General features: G+C 42.0%; 7 protein-coding genes. 4 read left to right on the top strand and 3 right to left on the bottom strand.

What is annotated here, in order from left to right:
* Nucleotides 1-17: 17 nt before the first annotated feature.
* The 3 genes from QNM18_RS18155 to QNM18_RS18165 form a co-directional block, all read right to left on the bottom strand.
* Nucleotides 18-6,815 carry a non-ribosomal peptide synthetase gene (locus tag QNM18_RS18155; protein ID WP_284138060.1) on the bottom strand — a complete coding sequence of 2,266 codons (6,798 nt, stop codon included), beginning with the start codon at nt 6,813-6,815 and terminating at the stop codon, nt 18-20.
* A gap of 307 nt (nt 6,816-7,122) precedes the next feature.
* A complete protein-coding gene (locus QNM18_RS18160; RefSeq protein ID WP_284138061.1) occupies nt 7,123-9,657 on the bottom strand; it encodes an ABC transporter permease in 2,535 nt (844 codons plus the stop codon).
* A complete protein-coding gene (locus QNM18_RS18165; protein WP_284138062.1) occupies nt 9,654-10,304 on the bottom strand; it encodes an ABC transporter ATP-binding protein in 651 nt (216 codons plus the stop codon). The genes QNM18_RS18160 and QNM18_RS18165 overlap by 4 nt, the downstream gene beginning before the upstream one ends.
* Nucleotides 10,305-10,684: 380 nt before the next feature.
* Between QNM18_RS18165 and QNM18_RS18170 the strand changes: the two genes are divergently transcribed.
* The 4 genes from QNM18_RS18170 to QNM18_RS18185 all read left to right on the top strand — a co-directional run bounded on the left by QNM18_RS18170 (nt 10,685) and on the right by QNM18_RS18185 (nt 15,207).
* Nucleotides 10,685-11,044 carry a DUF805 domain-containing protein gene (locus QNM18_RS18170; RefSeq protein WP_211008355.1) on the top strand — a complete coding sequence of 120 codons (360 nt, stop codon included), beginning with the start codon at nt 10,685-10,687 and terminating at the stop codon, nt 11,042-11,044.
* A gap of 286 nt (nt 11,045-11,330) precedes the next feature.
* Nucleotides 11,331-12,350, top strand: a complete 1,020-nt coding sequence (locus tag QNM18_RS18175; RefSeq protein ID WP_284138063.1) for a hypothetical protein — start codon at nt 11,331-11,333, stop codon at nt 12,348-12,350.
* Nucleotides 12,351-12,521: 171 nt separating this feature from the next.
* Nucleotides 12,522-13,922: an ATP-dependent RNA helicase DbpA gene (gene dbpA, locus QNM18_RS18180; protein ID WP_211008353.1), complete on the top strand. Its 1,401-nt coding sequence runs from the start codon at nt 12,522-12,524 to the stop codon at nt 13,920-13,922.
* Between the two features lie 397 nt (nt 13,923-14,319).
* On the top strand, nt 14,320-15,207 hold the full coding sequence (locus tag QNM18_RS18185) for a helix-turn-helix domain-containing protein (protein ID WP_284138064.1): 888 nt from the start codon (nt 14,320-14,322) through the stop codon (nt 15,205-15,207).
* Nucleotides 15,208-15,218: the final 11 nt, after the last annotated feature.

Genomic DNA, 15,218 nt, shown 5'->3' on the forward strand with positions numbered 1-15,218 from the left:
GACCCGAAGGTCCTTTTTTATTCGATGCTTTCAATGGCATCGAAATATTGCGCTATCATCACGTCCGTCAACGCAGGCATTGGCAAATTGAGCTTTTCCAACGACTGCCAAGTTTTAGTAGCATCAATTGGCGCGAAAACACTCGACTCATCTTTATGATGCTCAGCTGATACTTGCCGCATATCATCAGTAAACAAGTACTCTCCGGTGATTGCTTTTCCTGTTTCTTTGAGTGCAACCAATGCCGCAATAAAGTCCTTATAACTGGTCAATGATATGGGCGCTTCAAGCACTTTGTTGCGCGCGCGTACCAAATCGACAAAATAGAGCTCTCGAGAGTTTGATAGATGATACACCGGTAATAGCTTTGATTGGTATATCAAGGTACCAATGGCTTGTGCAACGTAGTTCACAGGTATAATACTCGTTTGAAAACGCTTATCATCAAAACACAGCCCAAGGTGTGAGGTTAATTTCATCAACATGGTTAGCCACTGTTCGTGGTCGCTTAAGCCCGTATTAACACATCCAGATATTAACCCCAATCGAATCACACTGATGTCAAAACCACGTTGCTGGGCTTGCTTAATCAGCAACTCTGATGCCCATTTAGTGGATACATATCCCTCACACGCTGTGTGACTTTGTAGCTCCAAAGGTGTTAGTTCATCTGCAACTTCTCGCTGTTTAAGTACCGCGGTCGTTGAAATGTGCAGTAAGCGCTTAGCCTTTCGGTGCTGCTGCAAGGTGATCAGTTCTATCGTACTATCAACGTTAGCTGGTTTCATTTGCTCAAATTGTGCTAGGTGATCCATGTACGTCGCCGCATGGATAATTAAATCAACTTGTTCGGCAACACGAGTATAACTTTGCTCGCTCATACCCAGCTTTGCTTGTGATAAATCACCCTCAACCGCATTGATCCGACCTGTAAATTCGTCGCGCCACAAATGAGCCTGCTTTAAGCTCTGCTCTATTCTCGCTTTGCCATGTATGCTATCTGATGCTCTCACTAGACAGTAAATTATTGCATCGGGAGCAGTGAGTAACTGTGCCAATAAATAACGTCCAACAAATCCAGTGGCACCCGTTAAGAATATCGTTTGTACACACTCTATATTGCGCTTGAGCGGAGATAAATGTACAGGCAATGCAAATTGCGAAGGCTCAACAAAACGCTTCGTTTTGGGTTTGAACTCTGACAGCTGGCGCACGGTTCTGTGGCTATATAATGACCGTAATGAAAAGGCTTGTCCGGTTAAGTGTTCAATCTTGTGTGCCAATTGCATCGCCAACATAGAGTGTCCACCCAGTTCAAAAAAGTCATCATCTATGCCTACTTTAGGCGCTCCCAATAGCTGCCTAAATAAAGCGCATAGCTGTAATTCAAATTGATCTCTTGGTGCTACGTAATTGCGTTGCGATTCAAAATGGACCTTGGGTAAGCGGTTTTTGTCCAACTTTCCATTTAATGTATAGGGGAGATTATCAATTTGAATATATTCACTGGGGTGCATAAACCTCGGAAGCTGCTGCTCCGCATTGCTGCGAACACCTGTGAGTGAGAGCTGTTGATTAGTGCTACAGATATAAGCGACCAAATATGTGTGACCGTGGTGCTCTACATCAACAACCGCAACACTGTTGATGTCCGAATTTTGCAATAAAACGTTTTCTATTTCGCCAAGCTCTATTCTATAACCGTTGATTTTAACTTGATTGTCATTGCGTCCTAAGTATTCAAGGTTTCCATCTAATCGCCAACGTACCAAATCCCCAGTTCTATACATTTTGCCATCTTCACTGTCACTAAACGGATCAGGCAAAAAACGTTCATTTGTAAGTTCAAGGCGATTTAAATACCCGTCAGAAACACCTTCCCCCGCCACATAGAGCTCTCCGATCACCCCTATTGGTACTGGTCTTTTATGCCTATCCAGCACATAGACGTTGCGCGAATTAGCAGGTTTTCCAATAGGTACATTAGTCCCCGTAAACCCATGACAACAGTGCGTCGTCACTATGGTACTTTCAGATGGACCATATCCATTTATTAAGTATTCAGGGCAACTCTCAGATGCCTGCAATTTAGCGACAGTATCACAATTAGCTGCTTCCCCGCCAAAAATCAGATACTTTAGGTTCGCAAAACAACTGGGATCATAGCTATGTAGTCCATCAAATAACGACGTAGTTAGCCACAATATCGTTATTGATTCACGCCGCAATAATGCGCGGATATCCTCGAAACTGGGTTGCTGCTGCTCGGGAATAACCAAAGTTGCACCATGACATAGCGCGCCCCAAGTCTCAAATAAAGCCATATCAAAATTCGGATTGGCTAGCTGAACTAGTCGATCTTGAGAGGAGAATTCAACATATCCATTATTTTGGATCAGAGACACCACACCACGATGAGATGTTTTCACTCCCTTCGGAGTCCCCGTTGTGCCAGACGTGTAAATCACATAAGCCATGGTATCAAGGTTTACAACTGACGCTAGATTATGAGCTAAGTTTTGCTTGCTCATAACTTGCTGGAAAATAACGCAACCGCAACCCAAATCGCGGATCTTATCTACATGATGTTCGTCGGTGATTACACAAAGAGGCTGACAGTCCTGCAACATAGTGTCAATCCTATGTTGTGGGTAGTCTGGTGACACCATAACCACAGCCGCACCTAATTTAAGGACCGCAAGCGCACTGACAACCATGTCGATACCGCGAGTTTTAAATACCGCAATATGTGCCTGCTGTGGTAAATAGCTACGGTTAAAACAAGCCAGTAAGCCGTGTGCAAGCTGGTTTGCCCGGCTATTTAACTGATGATAACTCAGTGACTCACCTTTATACCTCAGTGCCGTTTGTTCTGGATGAATATTGGTTTGTTCTTCAAATAAAGCTGGCAACGATAAATCGCGCAGAGGCTTTGAGTTCTGTGGCCTGCCCCATACATCTAAAAGCAACCTCTGTTCTTTTTCATCTATGACATTTAATTCGCTGAGCTTGGTGCTCGACTGCTCTGTAAACTGCGTCAATACACGCTTATACATTTGTGCAAAACGTGTCACCGATTCACACTTAAACAAGGCACTTGCGTAGTTCCAATCTATTTCGATCTCTGTTTTGCTGTCATCGATAAGAATGGTCATGTCGTACTTAGCGGCCGTATAAGCACGCACATGTTCAAGCGTCATTCCAGAGGGCAGGTCTTTTTGAGCTAAAAATGCTTGTACACTAAATAACACTTGAAATAAGGGCGCGCGCGATGCGTCAAACTCAGTGCCTGTCGCCTGTACAATATCATTGAGTGGCAACGCCTGGTGTTCACGCACTTCAGAAACACTGTTAATTGTCAGTTGAAGCAACTCTCGTAATGAGACATCGTCATTTTGCAATACAACTCGAATTGGTAAGGAGTTAACAAAGAAGCCAATTAATGACTGTGTTTCAGGTTCATATCTATTTTCAAATGGCGTACCAAGGATCAAATCATGTTGCTGAGAAAGTTTGTGGCTCAGAGCAAAAAAGGTGCTTAACATCACATGATACAGCGTTGTGCTATGGGCTTTTGCACTTTGCCGAAGGGCTTGAGAAAGTGACTTATCTAACTTGATGTATTGACTCTTACCTTTGTAATCAAAGCTTTTCCCTCTTGGTGCATCATAGGGCAATAACAAGGTATCATTTCCAGCCAAATACCTTTGCCAAAAAGCGGTTAAATCCGCTTTTGTCGTTCCTTTAAGCTCTTCACGTTGCCAACTGGCATAATCTCTATAGCTGATCTTAAGTGGTAATACCTCCCCTTTACCCGCATAAAAATATGTCAACTCATTGAACAGAATGTTCAACGACCAGCCGTCAATCACAACATGGTGAATATTGAGCAGTAATTGTCGGCTGTCAGTTTTTTCCAATAGCACGAACTTAACAGGTAATTCCTCGCTCAAGTCAAAAGGTTCATTGGCAAAATACTTGAGACGCATTTGCAGCGCTTGTTCTGAATCCACTTTTTCATGGTGCAACGCATACTTAGATTCTGATATTTTCGGGTATACTTGCCGCGCGTCATTCCAACGATATTGGGTTTTTAAAATAGTGTGTCGCGCAGCGACTTGCTCAAACGCAGACAGGAATTTATCACAATCAAACTCGGGGCTTAGTTCAAACAAAAAAGGCGCATTGTAAGCACATTCGGCTTCCTTTATTCCTTGAATAAAAAGCAAACGCTCCTCGGCAAATGACAGCTGTTGCTCACTTGCTTTTGTGATAGCAAGCGTATTTTTACGACGTGCCAAGTGCGAGATCGCTGCAATATTTGGGTTGAGTAATAGCTCATTTAGGGTGATCTCCAGTTGCAACGTTTCTCTGCAAATTGCCAAAATGCGAAGAAACATCAACGAGTTTCCCCCCAGTTGAATCAGATCGTCCGCGATACCGAGGCGTTTGACATGTAATACTTGCGCAAATAACTTGCACAGCTCAATTTGCAAAGGCGTGGTTGGTGCCACGTATTGTGATTGGCTTTGTTGGGTAAACAGCTCAATGAGAGACTGTTTATCCAATTTACCATTTAAGGTCAGTGGAATGTGAGTTATAAAACAAAGACTGCTCGGTACCATATGCGCAGGTAGCTCTGCTTCAAGGTAATGCACCAGCACACTTTCACAATTTGCGTCGTTTTGATGGTGAGGCTCATTAAGCTGAATAAAACTTACCAGCTTATGTCCATTTGCAGCCGCAATGGCAAGTGTATGTGCATGCTTTATTTCTGGAAGTGCCTCTAGCGTTTGGTCTATCGCCTGCAACTCTACTCGATACCCGTTAATTTTCACTTGCGCATCTCGTCGGCCAATAAACCGTATATCCCCTTGGCTATCAATAAAGCCCAAATCGCCAGTTTTATACACCCGCAGTGGCTTGTCTCCACAGTCCATCGAGACAAACCGCCCCGACTCTTGTGATTTGTTCAAGTATCCTAAAGCCAGCCCAGAACCTGCTGTAACGATCTCACCTACACAACCATGTGGTAAGTACGCCCCTTTGTCAGACACGATGGCTACCGCAGTGCCATTAATCGGTAGTCCAATGGGCAATGGCTGGTTGCTCGACCAAGTTTTTGGAATTAAAAAGGTGCTTGTAAATACGGTATTTTCTGTAGGGCCATAGGCATTTACAATCTGTATATCTGAATTGTTTTGGTACACCAGTTTTACCTTTGAGGGTAATACTACGTCCCCCCCGACCAGCAATTGCTCTAATCCAGAAAACAGACAAGGGTCAATATCGACTAGGGTATGAAATAATGCGGCCGTTAAAAAGCTGGTATTAACCTGCGTGCTAAACAATGTGCCTAGATTTTCAGGTGTTACACATGCCTCTTCCAGCATATAAAGGCAACCACCGTTTAGCAGAGCCCCCCATATTTCAAACGCAAACGCATCAAAACTTTGGTTGGCAATACACAGCATATTGGTGTTCTCATCGAGCACAGTAAAGTTTGGATTAATGACTAACCTCGTGATCCCTTGATGTGAACACACGATCCCTTTAGGCTTTCCTGTCGAGCCCGAAGAAAAGTTGATATAAAAAGGGCTGTCAGCAGCTAACTCTGCACCTTGATAAGCTTTATCCGAACGCGAACGCAATTGCTCTAAGGTAAACTGCCGACAAGCCAATGTCGAATTGAAATCAAGACAGATCACTGCCTTGGCGCCACTTTGTTCAACAACAGTGTTTACTCTTTCTTCAGACTCTTTTGGAGAAACAGGGATATACACAGCCCCCGTAAATAATATCCCCACTATTGCCAGTAAAAGGTCTATATTGCGGGGCAGGATCACTACAATACGGTCCCCAGCGAGCATTCCAGCTGATTGCAATGAAGCCGCAATACTTTCTGCCTGCTGCTTTAGCTCCCGATATGTTAGCTGCCGCTCTTGGCAGCGCACAGCCACTTTATCGGAATAAAGCGAGGAAACCTGAGCAAATAACTGCAAAGCACTTTTATCTTCTTGATAGCTGTGTTTTATTGCTGAAAATTCCGGGATGCTGGCAGGCGTTCCCACTAGATAAGACGCAAAGATTTCTGAGATAACTTTAACGGACCGTTCACTTATTAGCTGGCCATTCCAGCGCCACGTGAAAACAACTTTTCGATCTAAAAGCCGAATATCAATACCTATTTTTTGTTTTTCTGTGAGGCTCGGTGAGTGATTTTCCGCTTCCTGCAAACCCTGCCATACCACCTCACATTCAGATTCTAGATTGTAGGAATTCAAAGCGCTTGTATCTAAGTATCCAACTTCAATATCTTGACGATATAATTTGGTAAATTGCTCAAGCGTTAATGACTTTCCCTGTGCGGTACTTCGGACAGGACATACTTGAAAGCCATCGGCTGAGTCCTCTGGTAAAAACACTTTAACTAGGTTATCAGCTTGGCCTGAATATGTTGAAAGTGCCTGATTTAACGCGTAAAGAACCCGGCTTTGTAATAGAAACTGTGCTTGTTTTGTGCTGACTTTCGGCTGTTTTAACTCACTATATTGCCAGTATTGAGTAAACACTCCTCGCTGCTCACAAGGCAAGCACATGCTATGCAGAATCATAGGTTCATACCCAGACAACCGCGTTCGCCAATGCGTATCTTGCAACTTAATGTAATCGATTAGCCGCTGTTCATATTGATTTATCAATGTAGCTTGTTTGTCGGTGGGAGGGGTGTTTGACTTAGTGACAAGTCGCTCGTTTTCAAGAATCAAATCAATGCCTGATGCATAGAGTTGCTTTAACACATTTTTAGCTTTCATAATTAATCACTACGTTTTTTCCTTGTTAATTTCTGTCCATTGCCGATTAAGGAATGAACACCTCAATATGCCAACACATTAAAATAATAAAATTTTTGCAACAAAATAATAACTGTAAGATTTCAATTCAATGGAGCAGGTCACTCGATGATTTGCGGATAAATGACTAGTTGATGAGTAAACAAAGCATGTTTAAAGAAGCGAGCATAGACTTACTCTTATGCTGGATTGGCGAGGCAGTGGCTAATTTTGAGGGAGAAAAGAAGATTTGCAATGTAGCGTGCTTGCTACATTGCAAAATTTGTATTTAACCGCGCTGCTCTAACAGGGTAACAACGCTTTGCTTGAGCTGCTTTCGGCTAAGACATATTCCACCCAAAGCAATTGTCATCACTATCGCAACTGACTCAAGGAATAACATAAAGTCGTTAGGTCGATATGCGAGGCCGAAACCCTGCTGATAAATTTGACCAATGAACAGATAAACTGAAGCCAATGCACATGCTACAGGTATCACGGTTAATATTGCCCACTCCGTGATCAGCATGTTTCGCCCCTGCTTTTCTGTCAGGCCAAAACTTAGCAGTAAGCCGTTTTTCAGTTTGTCGCGCTGCAAATGTGTCTGTATGGAAGCAACCACCAGCAAGTTGCTCATTATTGCGATGAATATTCCGTATGCTAGCGTCAAGTACATAAATGTCTGAACAGTATTACGTACTCTTGAGATCAATTCTTCGACCCGCAACATACGAATACTAGGATGCGCTTGCCAGATCTCACCTAAGCTATCTAAACCTGATTGAGGTAAATCTACACTGCCCATATATAGAGTCGGCTCACTCGCAACCGGCACAGCATCCTGATGAACCACAAACCAAAACGTGATCATGTCGGAGCCAGAGCGGTAGTGATGCACTGATGCTATATTAAACTTTTGGCTTTGTGTGCCCACTTGCAAGGTCAACACATCTCCTAACGCAAGATTTAACTCATCGAATACCTCTTGCTCCATTGAAATTGACGGTAAACCTTGTTCATTCGATGGTTGCCACTCCCCACTGACAACATTGATATTGTCAGGCTGACTTACTTGCCAATGTAAATTGATATCACGCTCGAGACGCGTTTTAGAGTCACTTGATGGCGCATCTATTTGTGCCAGCAATACGTCATTCACATGGGTTACTCTCGCACTTTGAAATGCTTTAAATTGCTTAACTTCACCACCATGTTGTATAGAGAATTGAGAAATTGCTTGTTTTTGAGTGAAATTAGCTTGTGTGACAAATACATTACCTTGATCTTCAAACAGCGCTCGATCTAGCACCCGATTTACATCTTGACCGACCCTCAGACACAATAGTAAGAGTGTTGCGCTGAGTCCCAGAGCCAGAATTTGGATGATTTTTACACTCATTCGCTGTTTCATCAAAAGCAATACAAATGCAAACACGCCACCCCTACCAACCAGGCAGCGATTTGCAAGACTTAGTATTCCCCAAGTTAGGGTGAGTAACAACACTAAGCAGACCCCAAGCCCAGCCAATAACAAGCCAGTCAAAATCCAATTGTCGGTATTGAGCAAAACAACAGCCAACAGTGATAGCAAAGGACACAAGCCGCTAACAACAAAAGCAACAGCACCATCTTCTCGTTTTTCCAATAGGTCCCGCACAGTGCTTTTAAGTAATTTAATCCAATTGGGAATTGTCAGCAGGCAGTAGAGTAATACACTCATTAGCAGCGCATGACCTATTCCTGTCACTCCCCACATCAGCTCAAAAGTCTCAAATACATTCTGTTGGATTAACTGCTCAATAAAAGTTGCACCAATCATTGCGACCAATAGGGCTGGTACAAAACTGAGCAACAAAATTCCAATCATTAAGACCATCACTAACAGAGGTACGTGCTGGCGTTTCACGCCATTGGCCAACATAACCGCTAACACGCCTTGTATTGGCTCTATATGACTTCTTTGGCTCAACCACAGACACAAACATGTCAGCAACACGATAACAAAGCTAATAAGACCCATGAAGTTTTGTACTCTTTGCCACGCATGTGCCATTGGATAGTTATTCAGCAGCTTGCTGGTAACCTTTAAGTCGGCGCTACTTGTCTGCAGTTGTTTGAGATGAGTTGATTTAAAATCGCTATCGTGATTGACCAAAACCTGACGCTCTTCTGGCTGCATGTTGAGTGCGACCAAGCTCCGCTCGGACACCAATGCTCGCCTGTCGCTACTATAACCTTGAATGATCCTATCAGGCTCATTCAGTAAAAGTGCGCTCACAATCAAGGTTTCACTTCCTAAACGGATCTCATCGCCAATGCGTACATCAAGCGCTCGCGCTAAATGCGGTTCTAGCCAGATCTCCCCGAGCTCCGGCCCTTTAGATATCTGTGACGTAGTAAGTTGCTCATTGGTTGAGATAGTCACTTGTCCAGTTAATGGGTAAGCACTATCGACCGCTTTTAATTTCGCATGACTATAAGCACCGCCTTGGCTTAGTGTCACTTGGTAACTTTGTATAAATGTTTTTGAGCTAGCATGATTAGTCACCCATTGCGTTTCAGAATCGTGCCAATCACGAGTTACTGAGAGCTGAGTATCTGCACCCAACATGGTTTGCAGATTGTGATTAAGATATTTGTCTACACCTTGTCCAAGCAAACTTGTCAGACTTAGATATAAAAAGAGCAAAGCCAAACTCAATAAAGTAACAAGGTGCTTGCCTTGGCGAACCTGCAAAAGAAATATTTTGATAAGCATTATGCTAGAGCGACTCAGGCTAAGTTTGGACTCGCGCTCAGCATTTATGGTATGCGCGTCAATCATAGCTTTAAATCTCCACTTTCAAGATGATAGATTTTGTCTAACTTTGCTGCCAAATTCAGATCATGAGTAACCACGACCATGGTGGTGCCTGTCGACCTTGCTCCATTTTGCATATGTGAAAAAACCTGCTCAGCCGTGTTTTTATCTAAGTTGCCAGTCGGCTCATCTGCAAAAATAATTTGAGGCTCGCTGCAAAGTGCACGCGCTATCGCCACGCGCTGTTGCTCTCCGCCACTGAGCTTGGTAACTGGCTGATGTGCTTGCGCTTCCATTTGTACGAGCTTCAATTTCTCAAGAGCTTGTTGCTGTGCACTTTTTTCACCGCGTAATAATAAGGGCAACGCCACATTTTGCAGTGCATTCAACTCTGGTAATAAGTGAAAGTGCTGAAACACAAAGCCCGAAACGCTATTAATTTCAGCCACATCCTGATTTCTTTCTTGATAGCAGATCTCCCCAGTTTGCAGCGTCTCAAGCCCTGCCAGTAAAGAGAGCAATGTTGACTTCCCTGAGCCAGAAGCTCCCACAATAGCAATCTGCTCTCCTGCTTCTACAGACATTGAAACCGCTTTTAGCAAGTGTAATGGCTCACCGTTTACCAACTTAATGGTGTGATCTAATTGACGTACGTCTAACTTAACACCCATGCCCACTCCTTAAATACATTCGTTGTAATTTTGATAAGTGGAGTTTGCGTCAGGACATGTGAAATGCCTGTGAAATAACCGTGGCCTTTTTTATCGTCCACACTTTGAAAATGAACAGTCAAGGCATTGAGCTGGCAATATAAAAGCACCTAGTAAAACATTTCTATAACCGCCAAATTAAAATAAATAATTTCATATAGTAATAATTATTTATTATTACCTCTTGTTACAATTCATTATTTGATTTACTTTCTCTACCTGAGAGAGCTAGAAGCTTGAATTGTAAGCCCAGAAAAAACCGCTGCATTCAATGAAATGTGATTGGATATGCCACATTTCACTCTCTTAAATACAAATAAAATATAATTAAGGAACCAAAAATGGAATGGTATATATCCGTGTTGAAGAATTACGTGGTATTTAATGGACGAGCGAGAAGAAAAGAGTATTGGATGTTCTTTTTATTCAACTTTATTTTTTCTATCGTATTTGGCTTTTTAGATGGCGTGCTCGGCACATCATTTCTAAGTATTATTTATGCTCTAGCAGTACTTGTACCTAGTATAGCAGTCTCCATTCGTCGTTTACATGACACAGGTCGCTCGGGATGGTGGATTCTGATAACTCTATTACCACTGATAGGTGCCATTGTGCTAATTATTTTTGCGATTCAAGAAGGCGATCAAGATAGCAACGATTACGGCCCCAACCCTAAAGGTGTTGACCAAGCCTTAGCCTAAAGCTAGGCCGCGCCGTTTGCTAAATAGATGCAAGTGGCGCAGTAAAATCGCGCCATGAATAATTTAAGCTAAGTATAAAACGACCTCAGTTCCAACTCATGCCAATACACCTGCCTAAAACTCCAGATAATAAGTTTTCTTCCCCAATTAAAAAATGGCACTCATAGCGCAAATTAAATATTGCGTAAATAAGGACTTTTAGTACTTTCTTGCTATCATGTTGCGTATAAAAATTTGCGTCATACCACTGCGTAAATAATGTCACTTGGAGTTTGGAGCAATACTAGTGTCCTACGATGTAACTTTTCATTGCATTTCGAAAAAAGAAATACAGAGGTATGTTTTTGATATTCTTGAACACCCTGGGTTGCTGCAATCTAGAGCGACAGAAGTGAGTTCAGATAGCAAAGTTCAAGAGCAGTTTCTTGAACTCTTTAATGAGTTCATTATTCCTTGGTATATGGATGAATCGACTCCCTCCGGTGAACCAATAACGGCTGAAAACTTTGCGGCTTATTTCTCATTTGCTATTGCCAGTGTCGCAGGTTTTCTGCATCCATATTGGTATGCTCGAAATTCAGCGATTTGCTTCTTGGCCGAGGAAATACCTTCTATACACACACTTTTCCAAAGCTTTTCTTCTCTCGAAGACTCTCCGCTAGCGAAATTCGATGCCGATACATCGATGCTTATGTCAGGTAATTACAGTGCAAGTGGGGTACTACAAAATGTCGGCGCATTTAAAGGGTGGCTGCTGGAAAATCAGAGCAATATTGCAGAGCTAATTGATGAAGACGGTTTAGACTCTTTATTGAGAACGCTAAATTATTGTATCGACAATGGCTTATATCTTATTGAAGCAGCAGAAATAATCGAGCCAATATCTGGAGAGTGTCAATCAAACTATGGTAATTTGAGAGCACATTTTTTAAAGAATATAGATTTGCCAGCAGCGCCCAGAACAACTCGCTCAGATGAGCATTCAACGAACACTTGCAAAAAATGTGGCAGTAACATTGGTTTCATCGATGTATTTAAGGCTGGTTTACCCACAATGATTACATGTGGTAAATGTGGAAATTATGTAAAATTCAATATCAATCCGTATATTGATTACCCTATTATCATTTGTCTACTTATTGCTTTCGCAGCCATCACTTTTGTTAGCGGAGACTATTTAATCACCAACCAAGTGCTGCCATTCAAAGAAAAATATATCTTCGCTGGCACAGGCATCACTTTTGCGGTCATTTTTGAGATATTGTTTGGCGTTTGGCTATTGAAGTTCAAAAAAGTTATTGGGTAAACATCACTCATACAGCTGCAAATTTTTTACTAAACACAAACAGGCTAAGGCTAGTAGGGTTTCTCTTATCGCAAACCCCATTGTTTCACCTTGACTGAAAAACAAACGCCACCATGTAAAGATTCTATCGGCACATAGTGCGTGGTATAATTCGCCTTTATTTCTAAATAGATGATACTTGTTTTGTCTCAGCCTCTTTTTTCTAGTTTGTCACTTTCAAACGCCCTATTAGATAACCTAACCTCTCTTGGCTATACAGCCATGACGGAAATTCAAGCTCAAACACTGCCTAAGATCTTGGCAGGCAAAGATCTTATCGGACAAGGAAAGACAGGCTCGGGGAAAACAGCTGCGTTTTCGCTTGGCTTGCTGCATAACCTCAACGTAAAACGTTTTCGTGTACAAGCGCTCGTTGTTTGTCCTACTCGCGAACTGGCAGACCAAGTTGCGGTCGAAATTCGCAAACTCGCCAGAGCTATCCATAACATTAAAGTACTCGCCTTATGCGGTGGTGCACCTATGGGTCCTCAAATAGGTTCATTGGAACATGGCGCTCATATCGTTGTTGGCACTCCAGGTAGAATTGAAGAACATTTACGAAAAGGCAGGCTATCTCTAGAAGAGGTAAATACTTTCGTCTTGGATGAAGCTGATAGAATGCTCGAAATGGGCTTCGAAGATGCCATTAAATGTATCCTAGAGCACTGCCCTACAAAACGACAAAACTTGCTATTTAGTGCGACCTACCCACCTAGAATAGAGCAGCTAGCAAAGCATATTATGCAAAACGCTGAAAAGGTCACTGTTGAAGCAACCCATGATCACAGTTCAATTGAGCAATACTTTTACGAAGTACAAGATAATGATGCACGACTGGTTGCTGCGCAAAAGTTACTACTGCAATTTCAACCAAGTTCTGCTGTCATTTTTTGTAATACTAAGGCCGAATGCCAATCTGTTTGCGATAACCTCAAACAAATAGGGTTTGATAGTGCAGCTCTTCACGGTGACCTTGAGCAAAAAGACCGAGACCGTACCCTAGTACGATTTGCAAACAAAAGCCTGACGATCTTGGTTGCCACAGATGTCGCAGCCCGCGGAATTGACGTTGATCATGTCGACATGGTGCTTAACTATCATATTGCACACGATCCAGAAGTGCATGTTCACCGAGTCGGTCGTACTGGACGCGCAGGGAATTCAGGTGTGGCATGCTCTATAATGAGTTACAAAGAGTCTCACAAAGTCAACGCATTGGAAGACTACTTAGCGCAAACCATTGATCCGATTAATCTACCCAATGACGATGTATTTGGTAATCAAATCGCACGAGCTCCGATGGTTACATTACAGATTGACGGTGGAAAAAAAGCCAAATTACGACCTGGAGATATCTTAGGGGCTTTGACAGCGGACAAATCAATACAAGGCTCTCAAATCGGTAAAATTAAGGTAACAGCAATCACCTCGTATGTCGCCATTGAGCGTAAACTCGCCAATAAAGCCTTGAAGATTATTTCAGAAGGGAAAATGAAAGGTCGTCAATTTAGAGCAAGGAAAGTGACTCAATAACTCTCATTACTAATAGCGATACGCCGCGGTAATAATACCCATATCGCGCCGTATCTCTATTATTCATAAGTATTTACCACTCAAACTCTTTTATTTATTGCTGATTATTTACTGGGATAAACTGATATTAAACAGAAAATTGAACAAATAAATTATTAAAATCAACCCCTTTTCTTATGCAAGTTTTGCAATTGAAACCAGCTACTCCCAGTCATAAAATAAAAACAAATATGTAGTAGAGAGTTTCATGGTTTTAGATGCCACCACTTTTTTGTTCTTCTTGAGTGCCATCGGCGCAGTCAATTCGTTGTCTTTAAGCATTTACTTATTCAGGTTAAAACCCCTTAATCTAGTTAATAAATTATTGGTCGGTGTGTCCCTCATGGTTTGTATTCGGATGAGCCAACCTTTATTCTTTTATCTAGAGCAAAGCAAAACATTCTTGCAACTGGGCTTAACGAGCTATTTTTTAGCAGCTCCCTTATTGTTTGCGTACATAAAGCAAACTTTCAAGCTAAAAACGTCAAAAAATATTAACTGGAAAATTCATCTACTTCCCCCAACTAGCCTTGCTCTTATTATTGGCATCACTTGGCCGTATGACTATTACACCTTGTTATGGAGTGCACACATTTCCACTGTTATTGGGTATATCTGGTTTGGCTATTTATTTGCCTCTCTACTGGCTATTACTCCTGTAGTTATAAATAAATCTTTAGATATCACGGCAGATCAAAATGGTCGAGTTGCAATCGTTGTTTTGTGCTGCACTACTGCACTTTGGCTAGCGTATATTTTTAGCACTTACACATCCATTTTTGTAGCCATCGTATGCTTTTTACTCTCTACTTACCTCAGCCTTGAAGTTTTGATGGCAAGAAAACTCAACACAACAAAAGAAAAATACGCCAGTAAAAAAATACCGCATGATTTGGCAGCCCCTATATTATTGCGGCTAGAAAAAATGATGGAAGAAGACGAATTGTATAAATGCCCAAACCTTAGTTTGTCTCAAGTTGCAAATAGACTAAAGGTCTCTGTGCCGCACCTTTCGCAAGTTTTAAATGATAACTTGGGTGTTTCATTTACATCCTATATTAATCAGTATCGAATAACACTGGCAAAACAACTTTTACGTAAAGACACGAGCATGAGTTTAAAACAAATATCTGAATTGTGTGGCTATAATAATCAGTCAACATTTTATATCGCATTTAAAAAGTTTTCAGATACAACCCCTGCTAAATACCGAAAAAAAGCCAAACAATCGAGTCCTATCGAATAAATGCTAGGTAG

This window comes from Pseudoalteromonas obscura (assembly GCF_030135505.1).
In the GTDB taxonomy this organism is placed as follows: Bacteria; Pseudomonadota; Gammaproteobacteria; order Enterobacterales; family Alteromonadaceae; genus Pseudoalteromonas; species Pseudoalteromonas obscura.

Coding starts and splice junctions, on each gene's coding strand:
- QNM18_RS18155 (WP_284138060.1), bottom strand. CDS start 6,815: ATGAAAGCTAAAAATGTGTTAAAGCAACTCTATGCATCAGGCATTGAT.
- QNM18_RS18160 (WP_284138061.1), bottom strand. CDS start 9,657: ATGATTGACGCGCATACCATAAATGCTGAGCGCGAGTCCAAACTTAGC.
- QNM18_RS18165 (WP_284138062.1), bottom strand. CDS start 10,304: ATGGGTGTTAAGTTAGACGTACGTCAATTAGATCACACCATTAAGTTG.
- QNM18_RS18170 (WP_211008355.1), top strand. CDS start 10,685: ATGGAATGGTATATATCCGTGTTGAAGAATTACGTGGTATTTAATGGA.
- dbpA (WP_211008353.1), top strand. CDS start 12,522: ATGATACTTGTTTTGTCTCAGCCTCTTTTTTCTAGTTTGTCACTTTCA.
- QNM18_RS18185 (WP_284138064.1), top strand. CDS start 14,320: ATGAGCCAACCTTTATTCTTTTATCTAGAGCAAAGCAAAACATTCTTG.